This is a genomic window from Micromonospora sp. NPDC004704, from assembly GCF_053601675.1.
On record NZ_JBSGCD010000004.1, the window covers coordinates 81,518 to 96,215 of the forward strand.

The 14,698-nt window shown below is 65.7% G+C and carries 18 protein-coding genes; 8 read left to right on the forward strand and 10 right to left on the reverse strand.

The features are described from left to right. Positions 1–6: 6 nt before the first annotated feature. Positions 7–1,062 carry a medium chain dehydrogenase/reductase family protein gene (locus ACWEFB_RS06660; RefSeq protein WP_452282919.1) on the reverse strand — a complete coding sequence of 352 codons (1,056 nt, stop codon included), beginning with the start codon at positions 1,060–1,062 and terminating at the stop codon, positions 7–9. 146 nt (positions 1,063–1,208) lie between these two features. Between ACWEFB_RS06660 and ACWEFB_RS06665 the strand changes: the two genes are divergently transcribed. After that, the gene (locus ACWEFB_RS06665) at positions 1,209–1,856 is read left to right on the forward strand and encodes a TetR/AcrR family transcriptional regulator (RefSeq protein ID WP_452282921.1); all 648 of its coding nucleotides are present in this window, start codon (positions 1,209–1,211) and stop codon (positions 1,854–1,856) included. A 20-nt stretch (positions 1,857–1,876) separates the two neighbouring features. On the opposite strand, the gene ACWEFB_RS06670 is transcribed toward ACWEFB_RS06665, so the two are convergent. Continuing rightward, positions 1,877–2,557 carry a TetR/AcrR family transcriptional regulator gene (locus ACWEFB_RS06670; RefSeq protein ID WP_452282923.1) on the reverse strand — a complete coding sequence of 227 codons (681 nt, stop codon included), beginning with the start codon at positions 2,555–2,557 and terminating at the stop codon, positions 1,877–1,879. A gap of 157 nt (positions 2,558–2,714) precedes the next feature. On the opposite strand from ACWEFB_RS06670, the gene ACWEFB_RS06675 reads away from it, so the two are divergent. Beyond that, positions 2,715–3,266 (forward strand): cysteine hydrolase family protein, encoded by a 552-nt coding sequence (locus ACWEFB_RS06675; protein ID WP_452282925.1) that lies wholly within the window; start codon positions 2,715–2,717, stop codon positions 3,264–3,266. 77 nt (positions 3,267–3,343) lie between these two features. Here the strand turns inward: ACWEFB_RS06675 and ACWEFB_RS06680 are convergent, their stop codons facing one another. After that, entirely contained in the window at positions 3,344–3,964 is a 621-nt protein-coding gene (locus ACWEFB_RS06680; protein ID WP_452282927.1) for a TetR/AcrR family transcriptional regulator, read from the reverse strand. Between the two features lie 49 nt (positions 3,965–4,013). Between ACWEFB_RS06680 and ACWEFB_RS06685 the strand changes: the two genes are divergently transcribed. Next, on the forward strand, positions 4,014–4,967 hold the full coding sequence (locus ACWEFB_RS06685; RefSeq protein ID WP_452282929.1) for an NADP-dependent oxidoreductase: 954 nt from the start codon (positions 4,014–4,016) through the stop codon (positions 4,965–4,967). A gap of 28 nt (positions 4,968–4,995) precedes the next feature. On the opposite strand, the gene ACWEFB_RS06690 is transcribed toward ACWEFB_RS06685, so the two are convergent. From ACWEFB_RS06690 to ACWEFB_RS06700, 3 genes are all read right to left on the reverse strand, one after another. Next, positions 4,996–5,118 carry a hypothetical protein gene (locus tag ACWEFB_RS06690; RefSeq protein ID WP_452282931.1) on the reverse strand — a complete coding sequence of 41 codons (123 nt, stop codon included), beginning with the start codon at positions 5,116–5,118 and terminating at the stop codon, positions 4,996–4,998. A gap of 37 nt (positions 5,119–5,155) precedes the next feature. Continuing rightward, positions 5,156–5,518, reverse strand: coding sequence for an STAS domain-containing protein (locus tag ACWEFB_RS06695; protein WP_326559952.1), 363 nt, complete (start codon positions 5,516–5,518; stop codon positions 5,156–5,158). 160 nt (positions 5,519–5,678) lie between these two features. Beyond that, positions 5,679–6,044: a DUF6886 family protein gene (locus ACWEFB_RS06700; RefSeq protein WP_452282933.1), complete on the reverse strand. Its 366-nt coding sequence runs from the start codon at positions 6,042–6,044 to the stop codon at positions 5,679–5,681. Positions 6,045–6,642: 598 nt separating this feature from the next. Here ACWEFB_RS06700 and ACWEFB_RS06705 point away from each other — a divergent pair. Further along, entirely contained in the window at positions 6,643–7,743 is a 1,101-nt protein-coding gene (locus ACWEFB_RS06705; RefSeq protein ID WP_452282935.1) for an ImmA/IrrE family metallo-endopeptidase, read from the forward strand. Here the strand turns inward: ACWEFB_RS06705 and ACWEFB_RS06710 are convergent. From ACWEFB_RS06710 to ACWEFB_RS06720, 3 genes are all read right to left on the reverse strand, one after another. Then, positions 7,724–8,620 carry an alpha-glutamyl/putrescinyl thymine pyrophosphorylase clade 3 protein gene (locus ACWEFB_RS06710; RefSeq protein ID WP_452282937.1) on the reverse strand — a complete coding sequence of 299 codons (897 nt, stop codon included), beginning with the start codon at positions 8,618–8,620 and terminating at the stop codon, positions 7,724–7,726. The two genes, ACWEFB_RS06705 and ACWEFB_RS06710, sit on opposite strands and share 20 nt — an antisense overlap. Positions 8,621–8,657: 37 nt before the next feature. Next, positions 8,658–9,347: a hypothetical protein gene (locus tag ACWEFB_RS06715; protein WP_452282939.1), complete on the reverse strand. Its 690-nt coding sequence runs from the start codon at positions 9,345–9,347 to the stop codon at positions 8,658–8,660. Positions 9,348–9,456: 109 nt separating this feature from the next. Further along, a complete protein-coding gene (locus ACWEFB_RS06720; RefSeq protein ID WP_452282941.1) occupies positions 9,457–10,410 on the reverse strand; it encodes a thymidylate synthase in 954 nt (317 codons plus the stop codon). A gap of 427 nt (positions 10,411–10,837) precedes the next feature. On the opposite strand from ACWEFB_RS06720, the gene ACWEFB_RS06725 reads away from it, so the two are divergent. Next, positions 10,838–11,227 (forward strand): hypothetical protein, encoded by a 390-nt coding sequence (locus tag ACWEFB_RS06725; protein WP_452282943.1) that lies wholly within the window; start codon positions 10,838–10,840, stop codon positions 11,225–11,227. Positions 11,228–11,296: 69 nt separating this feature from the next. Here ACWEFB_RS06725 and ACWEFB_RS06730 read toward each other — a convergent pair whose 3' ends face one another. Further along, positions 11,297–11,425: a DUF6886 family protein gene (locus ACWEFB_RS06730; protein ID WP_452283444.1), complete on the reverse strand. Its 129-nt coding sequence runs from the start codon at positions 11,423–11,425 to the stop codon at positions 11,297–11,299. Positions 11,426–11,589: 164 nt separating this feature from the next. Between ACWEFB_RS06730 and ACWEFB_RS06735 the strand changes: the two genes are divergently transcribed. Genes ACWEFB_RS06735 through ACWEFB_RS06745 form a run of 3 tightly spaced genes read left to right on the forward strand, consistent with a single transcriptional unit; the run spans position 11,590 to position 14,687 of the window. Further along, complete coding sequence (locus ACWEFB_RS06735) at positions 11,590–12,510, forward strand: ABC transporter ATP-binding protein (protein WP_452282945.1); 921 nt, start codon at positions 11,590–11,592, stop codon at positions 12,508–12,510. Next, a complete protein-coding gene (locus ACWEFB_RS06740; protein ID WP_452282947.1) occupies positions 12,507–14,141 on the forward strand; it encodes an ABC transporter permease in 1,635 nt (544 codons plus the stop codon). The genes ACWEFB_RS06735 and ACWEFB_RS06740 overlap by 4 nt, the downstream gene beginning before the upstream one ends. Before the next feature lie 54 nt (positions 14,142–14,195). After that, complete coding sequence (locus ACWEFB_RS06745) at positions 14,196–14,687, forward strand: GbsR/MarR family transcriptional regulator (protein WP_326559949.1); 492 nt, start codon at positions 14,196–14,198, stop codon at positions 14,685–14,687. Positions 14,688–14,698 lie beyond the last annotated feature (11 nt).

The following is a 14,698-nucleotide window of genomic DNA, read 5'->3' on the forward strand; positions in this document are numbered from 1 at the left end:
TACGGGCTACGGGTTCAGGACGACCTTGCCGGCGACGGTGCCGGACTCGGCCAGCCGCAGGGCCTCGGCGGTGCGGGCGAGCGGCAGTTGGGCGGCGATCCGGGCGGTGACGTCACCGCGTTGCAGGGCCGCGAACACCTCGATGAGGTCGGCGCGCAGCCGGGCCCGGAACCGGCTCTTGGCCAGGGCCTGCCCTGCCCAGATGTTGAAGAAGTAGGCGTGCCGGCGGTTGGGTAGCGCGTTCCACAGCCACACCCGGCCGAGCAGCTTGAAGACGGGCCACTGCTTCGACCCCGTGTCGTCGCGGGTGGAGGCGGTGCCGTACGAGACGAGCGTGCCGCCGGGTGCGAGGAGTTGCCAGGAGTCGAGGATGCTGCGACCACCGACGTGGTCGAAGACGGCGTCCACCCCGTCCGGAGCGAGTACGCGTACCCGTGCTGCCACGTCCTCGGTGCGGTAGTCGACCGGGATGACGCCCTGCTCACGTAGCGCGTCGTGATGACGGGCGGATGCCGTACCGATCACCGTCACGCCCGTGGTACGGGCGAGTTGCACCAGGACCGAGCCGACGCCGCCGTTGGCGCCGTGCACCAGGATGGTCTGCCCGGCACGGATCCGGGCCTTGCGGTACAGCATCTGCCAGGCGGTGATGCCGTTGAGCACCATGGTCTCCGCCTCTGCCGGGCCGACCCCGTCGGGCACCGGCACGACGTCGGCCGCCTTGACGAGCACGTGGCTGGCCCAGCCGCCGACCTTCACCAGTGCGGCCACCCGGGTGCCGGTCAGGCCCGGCTTCACACCCTCGCCGGTGGTGACGACCGTGCCGACCAGGTCGTAGCCGGGTACGAAGGGGGACGCCGGCTGGTCGTAGTAACGGCCACGACGCATCTGCTGCTCGGCGAAGGAGACCCCGGTCGCCTCCATCCTGATCAGGACCTCGCCCGGACCGGGGGAGGGGACCGTTCCGCGCCGGATCTCCAGCCCTTCCGGCTCCACCGGACCCGGCAGGACAACCTCGACAAGTTCCTCGACACCCATGACGACCTCCGCTGTGGTTCGCATTAGTTAGCTCTCTTCGCGTTCGTTATAAGTTCTAACAGCTCGCTTGGGAGAGAGTCAAGGAGTTTCGTGATAGCGTCTAACTAAATCTTGAGCATCTAGCGGCACGTTGGTCGGGTGGCTACGGGCGGCAGGGAGGACGGCGGGCCATGGCGGAAGCCGGCACGGAGACACCGCGTGAGCGCTACCGCGCCCAGGTGCGTACGGAGATCAAGGAACACGCGTGGGGGCAGATCGCCACGGCCGGGGCGTCCGCGCTCTCGCTCAACGCGATCGCCAAACAGATGGGCATGAGTGGACCCGCGCTCTACCGGTACTTCGCCAACCGCGACGAGCTGATCACCGCGCTCATCACAGACGCGTACGGGAGCCTCGCCGAGACCTTCCGGGTCGCTGCCGGGTCCGGCGCCGACCTGGCCGGGCTGGCGCATGTCCTACGCGCCTGGGCGCTGGAAGACCCGCAGCGGTACTTCCTCATCTACGGCACACCCGTCCCGGGCTACCACGCGCCCGACGACGTCACCCGGATCGCGTCCGAGATCATGACGATCCTGCTCGATACCTGCGCGGCTCTGCCCCCGGGGCGTCCCGTGACACCGTTCGACGCGCACCTCGAAGACCACCGGCAGTGGGCGGCGGAGCACCCTGCCTCGGCCGCGGCCCTGCACCGCGGCCTGGTCTCCTGGACCCGGCTGCACGGCATGCTGTCCCTGGAACTCGCCGGCCACTTCACCGGGATGGGCTTCGATCCCGCCCGACTGTTCGCGGCCGAGGTGGACGACCTCACGGCGCGCTGACCACGCCGCACCCCACCCCATCAGTCCCTGGGAGTGAGCAGGACGTCGACGACATCGCGCAACGGGCCGACCAACTCCTCGGAGGTCGCGTCGCGCAGTGGCTGCAGACCAACCGCGGACCGTACGACGGCAACACCGACCCCCAGCGCGACCACCAGTTCCGCCCGCAGCAGCCGCTCCCTGTCGTCCTGTTCTCGCGACGGGGCGTCGTCGGGCCGAGAAGCGTCCGAGGCTTCGAGCACTTGCCGGCTGAAGTCCTGTAGGGCCTGCCGGCGCAGGCTGTCCACCCGCTCGTCGCCGGAGACGCGCAGCAACAGCAGCACCGGGTGCTCGCCGAACTCCGGCCAGGCGGTGGCGGAGAGTTGGTGGGCGAGTGCCTCGGCGAGGTCGGCATGGTCCCGGGGGAACTCGCCCTCCGGCCCCGGGAACCGGGGAGTGGCCGCCAGGGCGGCCTTGAACAGGCCCTCCTTCGAGTCGAAGTACCGCTTGATCAGTGCGAGGTTGACGCCGACATCCGCGGCCACGTCCCGCAGTGTCGTGCGGTCGTACCCGAGGCGGGTGAACCTGCTGCGCGCGGCCTGTAGGAGCGCGTGCCGGGTCGCCGCCGCGTCCCGCCGCCGCCGATCCCCTTCGGCCGGTCCGGTGGTAGACGCGTCGTCGTCTGCGTCGCCCACGGACCCGCCGGTTCCGCTCGCCGTCACCGTCGACCTCCCCTCAGTCCCGCCCGAAGCCACGTCCGTGTCGAGGCAGCATAGCCCCGCCACCTCATAAGTAATCACACGTTGACAATGCCTGTCGGCGCGGCTACGTTCCGAAGTAATCAACTGATGACTTACTTCGTGGTACGGAGAGGCGACCGTGGCCAAGCAGGCTCTTCTCGTCATGGACGTGCAACGTGCCGTGGTCGAGCGTTACCCCGATCCCGACTATCTGTCGCGCCTGGGCGAGGCGATCGGTGCGGCCCGCACGGCCGGCCTCCCTGTGATCTACGTGGTTGTCGGGTTCCGCCCCGGCTACCCGGAGATCAGCACCCGCAACAGGATGTTCGGCGGGCTCGCGGGAAGCGCCGGAGCGGCCGGCGACGACCGTGCCATGCAGGTCCATCCCGACGTGGCACCCGAGCCCGGTGACATCCTGGTCACCAAGCGACGCGTCAGCGCCTTCGCCGGCAGTGACCTCGACGTGGTGCTCCGGGCCGGGGCCATCGAACACCTGGTCCTCACCGGCATCGCCACCAGCGGCGTCGTGTTGTCCACCCTGCGTCAGGCGGCCGACCTGGACTTCGGCCTCACCGTCCTGGCCGACGGATGTCTCGACGCGGACCCGGAGGTGCACCGGGTGCTCACCGAGAAGGTTTTTCCTGACCAGGCGGACGTCACGACCGTGGCCGACTGGGTGGCGGCGCGCTGACGGCCGGGGTCGGCACCGGCGGGATCCGGTGCCGACCCGCACCGGGCGATGGGTTCGGTGTCGACGGCTCTCGGCGCCTAGAGGGCTGTCACCAGGGGCAGACGGACGGCCGGGGGCAGCGGGGCACTGCCCGGACGGGTGCGGAAGGACTCGATCATCAGGGCGGCGAAGCGGCGTGCGGCGGCCACCGCGGCCACCGGTGACGTGGTCCGGATACCACCGTTGGCCATGACCATCATGATCAGGTCGTCGAGGACGAACTCGGGCCGTAGCTCACCGGATTCCTTGGCTCGCCGTACGAGTTGCGCGAAGTTGCGCAGCGCACGCTCGCGGGCCTGCGCGAAGTCGACGGCGTCCGGGAACGCGGACACGAATGCCGCCGTGAAACCCCGGTCCAGGGCGTGCAGGACGGACACCTTCTCGATCACGGTGCAGAAGCCGCGCCAGGGATCGAGCACGGCCTCGTCGACGATGAGCGTGCAGGCGGCCATCTGCTCCGTGAACGCCTCGGTGACCAGGGACTCCTTGGTAGGGAAGCGGCGGTACAGCGTCGCCACGCCGACCTCGGACCGTCGGGCGATCTCGCGCATCGTCACGGCGAGCCCCTCGGCGGCGAACGTCGCGCGGGACACGTCGAGGATGCGGTCGCGGTTGTCCCGGGCGTCGGAGCGCAGGGACTGAGGCAATCGGTGCTGCACCGTTCTCACTTTAGCCATGTGGACGGGGTGTTCCGTTAGCGTCCGTCTCATGATCGCTCTCCAGTTCTCCGAGTACGGATCCGCCGATGTGCTCACCCTCGCCGAGGTCGAGGAACCGCACGCCGGCCCGGGACGGATCCGCATCGCCGTACGGGCCGCCGGTGTCACGCCGGGTGACTGGTACCTGCGTTCCGGCCAGCTCCGGGACATGGTCCCGATCACCCTCCCGCACCTGCTCGGTATCGACGCCGCGGGCATCGTCGACGAGGTCGGCCCGGGGGTTACGGACGTCCGGCCCGGTGACGAGGTCTTCGGCGTGGTCGACGTCGCGCAACTCGGCGGAGCGGCAGCCGAGTACGCGGTGCTGGTCGCCTGGGCGCGTAAGCCGGCGGCGTTGAGCTGGGAACAGGCCGGAGGTGCGGCTGCCAACGTCGAGACCGCGTGGCGGACGCTGGAGAAGCTGGCCGTCGGCCACGGCACGACGTTGCTCATCGAGGGGGCCGCAGGCGGCGTCGGCACGGTCGCGATCCAACTGGCCGTCGCCCGCGGCGCGGCCGTCATCGGTACGGCCCGGGAGCCCAACCACGCGTTCCTCGCTGATCTCGGCGCGATACCCACCACCTACGGACCGGGACTCGCCGGACGGGTCGCCTCCCTGGCACCGGCCGGTGTCGACGCGGTTCTCGACTGCGCCGGCTCCGGCTCACTGCCCGACCTGGTGGCCATCGCCGGGAGCCCGGACAGGGTGGTGTCCATCGCGGACTTCCGTGCCCACGAACACGGGGTCGAGTTGTCGCACACCGGTGGCCCCGGCACACCCTCGAAGCACGGACTCGACGGTCTCCGGGTGGCGTCGGAGCTGGCCGAGCGGGGTCGGTTCACCGTGCCGGTCGCGGCCACGTTCCCGATCGAGGACGCCAGGGCCGCACATCAACTGAGCGAGAGCGGCCACGCCCGCGGCAAAATCGTCCTGACGCTGCAGCACGAAGCGGGTGCCCGCTGACGGTTCACAGCAGGCAGGGGCGGAGCGGTTACGGGTGGTCGGCGGGCCGGGACGGGAGCGAATCCCGGAGCAGGGTGGTGAGCCCGGCCCAGGTGTCGATCGCCGCCGCCCGTGCGGCGGGCGGCTGCTGCCCGACTCGCTGCCGTGCCACCGGTCACCTCCGATTCGCCGTGGACCGGGCGGGTTCCTCAGGACTGCCCGTTGGCGGTGTCGCCCCGGTGAGCGGTGAGCCCGGTCGACTGTGGCTCGGGTGCGAGGAACACGTCGAGGCCGGTGGCCGCGAGGACCCGGGCGACCACACCGGTGGCCCCGGTCACCCGCAACCAGCCACCCGCGTCGGTGCAGAGGTTGTTTCCGCGTACGAAGCCGCCGAGGCCGGTGGAGTCGCAGAACGACAGCTCCGACAGGTCGAGCAGGATCCGGTGGTGACCGGTGTCCAGGAGTTGGTCCACCTGGTCGTTGAGCTGGACAACCGTCGCCAGGTCCAACTCGCCGGCCAGGCGGAGTACGGAGGGGTCGTCACTGCCGCCAGTCGCGATGGTGAAGGTCATGCGCCCGTTCTTCCTTGCCGGAATCCTGCCAGTGAAGCTTCGCACGCGACCACCCGTGCAACTGCCACCGCTAGGTAACGATAGGACGCGGTTGACCGACGCTCTCCTCCAGGCAGGGCAGCCGCCCGCCGGAGACGTGCGGCGCAGCGGGACCTCGGCGTTACGGGCGGGGTCTGGCGTTGCGCAGCCTGATCCCGCTGAACCCGACCGTGCTGGCGGTCACCACCTCCCAGTACGGCCACAGGTTGTTCAGCACGCGTAGCTGGATGCCGGCCTCGTCGTGGCACCGCAGCAGGTCACCCACGGGTTCCGCGGGGCCGAGCGGCTCGACGGGTTCGACCGGCCACGGCGGTCGTCGACCATGAGGTTTGTTGACCACCTCCCAGTCGAGCAGCCCGATCGCCGCCTCGTATTTCTTGCGCTCAGTCGCACTCTCCGCGGTGTCCAGCGTCGTGCTCAGCAGCCACCGGAAGTGGGAACCCAGACCGTCACAGGTGCCGTGCGGCCGGTCGCCGATCAGGCTCAAGATCCGTCACCGGCCGTCCACCTCCTGCGCGCAACGGAAAAGCGGCCCTCAAAGTTCGGAGGCCCGCAAGTTCTTTGACACCAAGCGGGTCTCAGCCACTCAGCGTTTCCTTCGCGCTACAGTTCCTGTATTTTGCTGGTACCGGTACGCCGAGGGGAAGGCGGCAAATGATCTTATGTATGGGAAGAGAGCGGTCCTCGCCGACAAAAGCCACTACCGGCCTTACAAGTCAGTTCGGCCAGCGCCGAACACCCTTCCCGGTTAAGGGCGAACTCGTGGAACTGGCGTTCGAAACTCTTCAACTACGCAAGTGGTGCGAGGACCCCGACGAGTCTTTCGTAGCTGCAAAGCCTCAGGTGATCGAACATTTGAAGAATCGTCTAGCCGATTTAAGGTCCGCAAGATCGCCGGTTGAGTTACTAGCCGGCTTGCCGCAGTTGATCAATGGCACGCCGCCGAGAATCCGGGTCCAACTGGCCGAGGGATATGTCCTCAATTGCGTAGTCAACCACAGCAGGCCAAGACTTGACGATGAAGGCAAGATCGACTGGCAAGCCGTCCGAAGACTACGGGTGACCTCAATTAAGGAAGCTGGGAAATGAGTATCATTTCAGAAGTCTTCACTCCTCGATGGGCATCCTCGCCTGGAGCCACCCTTGGCGACATTCTTGAAGAGCGGCGTATCACCGTGGCGCAACTCGCTACCGTCATGAATTTACCACGAAGAACGGTTGAGGAATTACTACACGGGAAGCAAGTCATCACTGTCGATTTGGCAGACAAGTTGGCAGAGAACGTTGGGGCAACCAGCGACTTTTGGTTGGCCAGAGAGGCCCAGTATCGAGAGGACTTACGTCGAGCGGAAGCCGACAAGTGGGCTGAAGGTCTTCCTGTGCGACAGATGGCAGCAATGAGCTGGATACCTAAGCCATCGGACTGGAAGGAGCGTTTGCGCTCGTGCATGCAGTTCTTTCAACTTGTGAACGTGGGTGATTGGTCGACCATTTCTCGCCCGATCATCCAAAGCTCCTACTTTCGCTCCTCCGCCTCGTCAGAAGCCGACCCGAACACCGTGCTCGCGTGGCTGCGACAAGGAGAGATAGCGACAGCGGATCAGGAGGTCGCTCGATGGGATCCAGAAGCATTTGATGGGGCGCTTAGAAAAGCGCGAGCCCTAACGCGGGAAAAGGATCCGTCTAAATTCCTTCCAGTGCTCACTGAACTATGCATGGGGAGCGGTGTCAGGTTTGCAATCGTTCGCGCACCCCACGGCTGCCCCGTAAGCGGCGTGGCCCGGTTCATCAACGGAACATCTCCAATGATCGTTCTCAGTGCACGACATCTGTCCGACGATCAACTCTGGTTTACGTTCTTTCACGAAGCCGGGCATCTAATTCTTCACGACACCGGAAATGTCTATCTCGATGACGATCTTCAGCTCGACGGCGGAGTGGCAGATTCGGCAGACGAGGTCGAGGCCAATGACTTTGCAGAGCGTTTGCTGGTACCCCACGATCACGGAATCAAAGCGTCTCGCTGGCTGAGTCATCGAGACGTGATTCGCAAGGCGCAGGAATTGGGGATCGGACCAGGCGTATTGGTGGGCCAATTGCAGCACCAGGGTATTATTGGCTTTGACACTCTAAATCGACTAAAGCGACGTTACCGGTGGGTGGGCTCTAGCCTCGAAAAGGCTTGAAGACGGTAGGACTTTTCTGCCAGTTGCACAGTGCGTCCTCAAGCGCATCAAAGCCGACACTTAGGTAGTCTTCTAGGTTCCTGAGACGTTGTTCCAGCCAAGCGGCACTGACGCCTTTCGGTGCGCCGAAAAGTAGACGCGCGCCCGTTCGAGGTCCAGTTGCACCGCTCATATACGTTCGTCCTGGGGCAATGGGCGCTAGTTCCAGCTTGCCAACCATCGTCAAGTAGTCAAACTTGGCCGTTCGACCGAATCGATGAACCGCAGTCATGGAGCGGAACAGGGTGTCGAAAGCCGCAGTCTCATCGCCCGCAGACGCAGCAGCACTGATCAAACTGTCGTGACTCCCCGCGCTCTTGATCCACTGGACGTAGCTTGCAACGACTGCGCCCGTGCCGTTTTTGCTCCAGCCACTCAAGCTTTCGTACTTGCGGTGATTGCCAAACCCCCCAGGATCCTCGGGGCGCTTTATTCGCGTCAGATTCGCGTCGAGCCACGACCTAAATTCGTCTATGTTGACGCTTACTGCTTGCCAGTCCCACAGGCCGCCTTGTTGTAGCCTGCCATAGACTTCCCGCGCGTATCGCCAGCCGCCTCGTCGATGCTTCCCAAAGTGCACATATAAGAAGACCATCCAGAATGCCTCATCCCGGGCACCTTCGCGGGACTTGATGATGGCAGCCCTTAACGGGTCGAAGTAGTCCGTGTCAGGGTTCGCACTAACCTGAGCGAGATTCCTAGTCAATAGCAACTTGACATATCGGCCCCGTCGCTCACTTTCTATGAGTTGCTCGAGGAATGCATGCTTCGCGGATCCGCTGCTGATTCCCGGCAGGGGCGTCACCTCCTTCTCGTAGGCATTGAGTTGGCGCTCCAAACGCGATGCTTCCTCGCGGTCCCGAGGTCGCAAATCTTCACCCCCTGATTTGGTCGGCTAACCAGGTGCCAATCGCTGACATGACTGCAGCGGTGACGCCGTAGCTGCTCTGTAGGTTGTGGTTGTATCCAAGAACGAGTATTGACCTTCCCAAATCAACGCCCGCTATCCGCTTGAGCTCGCCTGTGTAGGCCAGACCTTTGACATTTACCCCGTTCGCCCGAGGCAAGTCCCAGCGGGGAACCGCGGTCTGCATCAGGACGGTTTCAGAAATCCGCTCAAACTCGTTGAGTACCGATCGACCATTTAAGACCAGAACCTCAAGGTTGGAGTCACGCAGAAGATGAGCGAATGGCAATCGAGTGACGTTCAGGAGGGTGCGTCGGTGTGATAGCGACAGGCTGCCCCACTTCCCTTGGGTGGCGTACGGAACCAAGTCGAGATGGCAGGCCCCGCCTCCTGGTCGATATAGTGATGTATCGGAAGGCGCTAGAATGCGTTCTAGAACCTGAAACCATCGATCGTAGGGCACTCCTTGGAAGTATGTCGAGCATGCGTCAAATATCTGTCTGAGCTGCGGCGTAGAGAGTTCCTTCCAAGATTCCATGTCAAGGGATCGCAAGGTTGGCAGTCGGCGGTGCGGTCCGTCCAGCTCCACGCCGTCCCGCGAGACAAATTCTTTATTGCTCGGGTTGATGCCGACGGTGCCAACGATGGCACTCCGCATGTCCCCGAAGAATGGTACCGGGCAGCCCCAACTAATGACGTTGCAGTTCGCAACGTCATCTAGACACAGGAGATCCACGTAGGCCCCCATCGTTCGCAGCAACGCGTCTCTACTGCCGGTCGAGCCGACTTTGTATGTAGATGTCGTAAACAGTGCTCGACATGGATCGTCGCAAGTCGTCAATTCGATCAAGGTCCCTCACTCTGCTCACAGCGTAAACTTGCAGGAGTCGAACAATATCAGCCCAATATGGCTCCGTGGGCAGGCGCGTCGGATCGACACTTGTTCCGTTGCGGATAGCTTCCTCTAGCTCAATAACCCGCCTGACATTGCCCCATTGGTCGCCTTTTGGCATCGACGGCATAGTAGTCTTTGAACTCAGCCAGCCTTCCTTCAGAAATTGTCGCGCTTTCTGCTCGTTATGCTGATACAAGTGGAGACTTCCCACAAAGTGTGTATAAATCCCAATATCCACACCAATTGCGCGAGCTACCAGTTCCTGCAGCATGGTGAAGGCAAAAATATCGTGCGGCAATCCCAAGTAGACGTCGTTAGATCGCATGTAGGTTACTACGTGGAGTGAGCCTCCCCTTACGAGGAATTGCAGCGTGCAGGTACAGGGAACATCCTTGTGTTCCCGATGGAGGTCCTCGTGATCGAAGAGTTGGATTACGGCCCGGCGTGAAGAAGGCTTGGCCCGCAAGGTCTCGATAATAGCCTCAATTTGGCTCCTGCCGTCCCAGCCGAGCAGGCGGGGACCGTAACCGCCATACACCAGACCGTTTTCTGCTTCTTCCTGGTACGCGGGGACGTAGTAGCTGATCGGTTCGACTGCGTTTGAGCCTGAGAGATACCAGCACGTCTCGCCCAGGCAGCTGAAGATCCGGCCGCGCCCTTCGCTACGGCTAACACGCGACCGCGGGTTGGTCAGTTCTAGCGCAACACCGCAAAGCTCGGTGATTTGGCCGCGCGAAGGTCTCGTTACTGTGCCATGCTTTAGGATGCGCTTGATCGCTCGACGCATGAGGTCGTCGGTGGTTGCGGCGGATAAGGTATGGACCATTGAGTTCCTCCTTGCGTGCCGCTGCTACGACCAGAGATTCCCTCGCGAGACTAGGCTAGGATTGCGACCTTAGTCGATAGCAACGCCAGCACGCTATAGGCCGAGTTGGTGCCATCGCTTGCAATGATGCGTCGGCGACGGCGCTTCCAGGCAGATAGGCTTTTCGGTGCCGCGTGTGTTCGGGGGCGACGCTCTGGGTGGCTGGGCAGGGATGCCGTTGCCATGTTGTTGCGGCTCATCGGTGGGTTGGGCAAATACTCCAGTCTGGCCTGGCGATTGCGCATCCTCGCAGCTCAGTACCGGTTTTAGCCCGCCGGCCGGCGAGAAGGTCACCGGATGCACGTCGATGTTCCCTGCGAAGAGTGGCACTGCCGCGCGGCGGGTGTAGCCGCCTCTCGTCGAGGACCAGTCAAGCTCTGTGCTTCTGTTGATCGACGAGATCGCTGGTTGGTCGTCGGGTTTGGATGACCTGCTGGGACCGTTCGCGTACCGGCTCGGGTGGGCCGAGCCTCGACGGCATGCCCATGGTTACCTGCTCGGACTGTTGTCGCCCCTGACCTACAAGAACGGCGGAAGCCCTTGGGGCAAGACCCCGGACCGGATGCAACGGCTGCTGAACAAAGCCGAAGTTCTCGACCCCGGCAGCCATGACTTCGGTTCCGACCTCTACGACCTGCTCGTCCGATGCGTCGCGCATGGCGCGATGATCTATGGGACCCCGATCACCGACGTCGTGCTCTCTGAAATCGCGGAGACCGTCTGCCGGATCTACGACACCCCCAGCGCCCACACGTTCACTTCTCGGTGCCCGCCATGAGCGACACCGAGTTGCCGCACTTGGCGGGCGTGGTGCCAGCGATGGCATCACGCCCGCCACCTCTGGGTTTCACCGCCGCCACGGTGGCCCAACCTCTGCCCGGAACCAGTAGTCGGGGGCCCGGCCATGGTCGACGCCCCACACGTACGCGTCGGGCTGTTGGGCGGTGGCGGCGACGTGCGGGATGAACCACCTGATCGTCGGATCCTACGAGAAGTGCAGGACCTGTCCGGGTTCCGGCCGCATGCCGTTGTCTCTACCGGGCGCGGCCACACATCTCAAGTGGCGTTCGAAAAAACTTGACGTGTTTCATACATTTCTGAGCTTTCATGATTTCGTGAAATCTGTGTAGCGTGGATGGCATGACAACAGCTATCTCGGTCTCCGGCCTGGTGAAGTTGTTCGGCCGGAGCCGCGCACTGGACGGGCTCGACCTGTCCGTCGACACCGGTGAGGTGCATGGCTTCCTGGGCCCGAACGGCGCCGGCAAGTCGACCACCATTCGGGTCCTGCTGGGGCTCCTCCGCGCCGACGCCGGCCAGGTGAGCCTGCTGGGCGGGCATCCTTGGCGGGACGCGGTGGCACTGCACCGGCGCCTGGCGTACGTGCCGGGCGACGTGAACCTGTGGCCGAACCTGACCGGCGGGGAGGCGATCGACCTGTTCGGGGCACTGCGCGGGGGCCTGGACCGGCGACGCCGGGACGAACTGGTCGAACGTTTCCAGCTCGACCCGTCCAAACGGGCCAGGACGTACTCCAAGGGCAACCGGCAGAAGGTCGCGGTCATCGCCGCGTTCGCCTCCGACGTCGAGCTCTACATCCTCGACGAGCCGACCTCGGGGCTCGACCCGCTGATGGAGGCGGTCTTCCAGGAGTGCGTACGGGAGGTCAAGGCGCGGGGTCGTACCGTCCTGCTCTCCAGCCACATCTTCTCCGAGGTGGAGGCGCTGTGCGACCGGGTGAGCATCATCCGGCACGGGCAGACGGTGGAGTCCGGGACCCTGGCCCAGTTGCGGCACCTGACCCGTACCTCGATCTCGGTGGAGACCGCGCGTCCGATCACCGGCCTAGTGGACCTGCCCGGGGTGCACGACCTCGACGCGGACACCACCCGCGCCAGGTTCGACGTCGACACCGCGCAACTGGACCAGGTCCTGCGGCACCTGACCCGGTTCGAGGTCCGCTCGCTGGCCAGCGCCCCGCCCTCGCTGGAGGAGCTGTTCCTGCGGCACTACAGCAGCGAACTGGCCGCCACGAACAACCAACTGGCCGGTACGCGATGAGCGCGTTCACCGGCACCGCCCGACTCACCCGGCTCGCCCTGCGCCGGGACAGGGTGCAGTTGCCGATCTGGATCCTGAGCACCGCGCTGATGGCCGCCGTCTCGGTCTCCGCGATCCAGGCGCAGTACCCGACGGAGGCGGACCGGATCACCGTGCTGCGTACGGCCGTGCAGACTCCGGCCCTGCTCATGCTCCGGGCCGCCCCCACCGGGGCGAGCACCGGTGAGATGGCGATGTTCCAGGTCCTGGCCTTCCTCGCCGTGCTCGCCGGGTTCATGAGCACCCTCGCCGTCGTACGGCACACCCGGCAGAACGAGGAGACCGGTCGGACCGAGATGATCGGCGCGACGGTGGTCGGCCGGCACGCCAGCCTGACCGCCGCACTGATCGTCACGGTCGTCGCCAACGCCGTACTGGGCGCGCTGGTCACGCTCGTGCTGACCGGCAGCGGCGAGCCGACGGTGGGTTCGGTCGCGGCGGGGCTGGCGGTCGCCGCCGCCGGTGTCGCCTTCGCCGCGGTCGCGGCCGTCGCCGCCCAGGTGGCGGGGAGTTCGCGCGGGGCGAACGGGATCTCCGCCGCCGTGATCGGCGCGGCGTACCTGGTCCGTGGGCTCGGCGACGCGTTCGGCGAGGTCCTGCCCAACGGCTACACGATGACCAGCGGGTGGGCGTCCTGGCTCTCCCCGATCGGCTGGGCGCTGCGGGTGCGTCCGTTCGCCGACGAGCGGTGGTGGGTGTTCGGACTGCCGCTGGCCCTGTTCGTCGGCGCGGTCGGGCTGGCGTTCGCGCTGACCGTACGCCGGGATGTCGGGATGGGTCTGCTCGCGGCCCGCCCTGGTCCGGCTCGCGGTGCTCCGGGGCTGCTCGGCCCGCTCGGCCTGGCCTGGAGGTTGCAGCGCGGCACGCTGCTGGGCTGGGCCGTCGCCCTCGCGGTGACCGGGGTGGGCATCGGTTCGATCGGTGGCGCGGTCGAGGAGGGGTTGGGCGGGAACGAGGGCGCCGCCCGGACCATCAACAACCTCGCCGGTGGTGGTGGCGGGGGAGCACTGGTCGACGCCTTCTTCGCGGCGATGATGGCGCTCGTCGGGGCGCTGGTGGCCGGCTACCTGGTCCAGGCGCTGCTGCGGCTGCGGGCCGAGGAGTCCACGGGGAGGGCCGAGGCCGTGCTCGCCACCGCCACCGGCCGGTTGCGCTGGCTGGGTGGGCACCTGGTGGTCGCGATGGTCGGTGCCGCGGTCCTGCTCGGGCTCGCCGGGGTCTCGATGGGCCTGTCGTACGGGCTGAGCGTGGGCGACGTCGGCGGCGAGCTGGCCGAGCTGACCGGGGCGGCGTACGTGCAGTTGCCGTCGGCGTTGATCCTGGCCGGGTTCGCCGTCGCGGTGTTCGGGCTGGTGCCCCGGATGGCCGTCGGGCTGGCCTGGCTCGGGTTCACCCTCTGCCTTGTCCTCGGGCAGTTCGGCGGCCTGCTGAACCTGCCGGCGTCGGTGCGGGACCTCTCCCCGTTCAGTCACGTGCCGGCGCTGCCCTCGGCCGAGATCACCGCGATGCCGCTGGTGGTGCTCTCCGCGGTGGCGTTGGCGTTCGGCGTGGTCGGCCTGGTCCTGTTCCGGCGCCGCGACCTCACCCCGTGACGCCGTACCGGGCCACCTCACCGTGATCTTCACAGAATAGTGAAAGATAGGAAGATGCAACCTGACGGCCGGCGCGACGAGGAAGCGGTCCGTCGCTTCATCGAGCACTTCGCTCTCACGCTCAGCGACATGGGTATGCCCCGGATGGCGGCGCGGGTGTTCGCGGCGCTGATGGCCGCCGAGGAACCCGGGCTCACCGCGAGCGAGATCAGCGAGCGGCTCGGGGTCAGTCCGGCGGCGGTCTCCGGTGCGGTCCGTTACCTCATGCAGGTCGGCATGGCGGTGCGCGAACCGGCGCCGGGCTCGCGGCGGGACCTCTACAAGGCGCCGAGTTCGTCCTGGTACTCGTCCACCGTCCGGGGCGGGGTGTACCAGCGGGTCGCCGACGTGGTCCAGGAGGGCGTGCTGGCGGTCGGCGACGAATCCTCGCTGCCCGGTGGCCGGCTGGCCGACATGCGGGACTTCTTCCATTACGTCCAGGGCGAGATGGGGGTGCTCGTGGAGCGGTGGGAGCAGGCCCGCCGCGAGGCCCGTACCGGGTCCTGACCGAGCCGCCG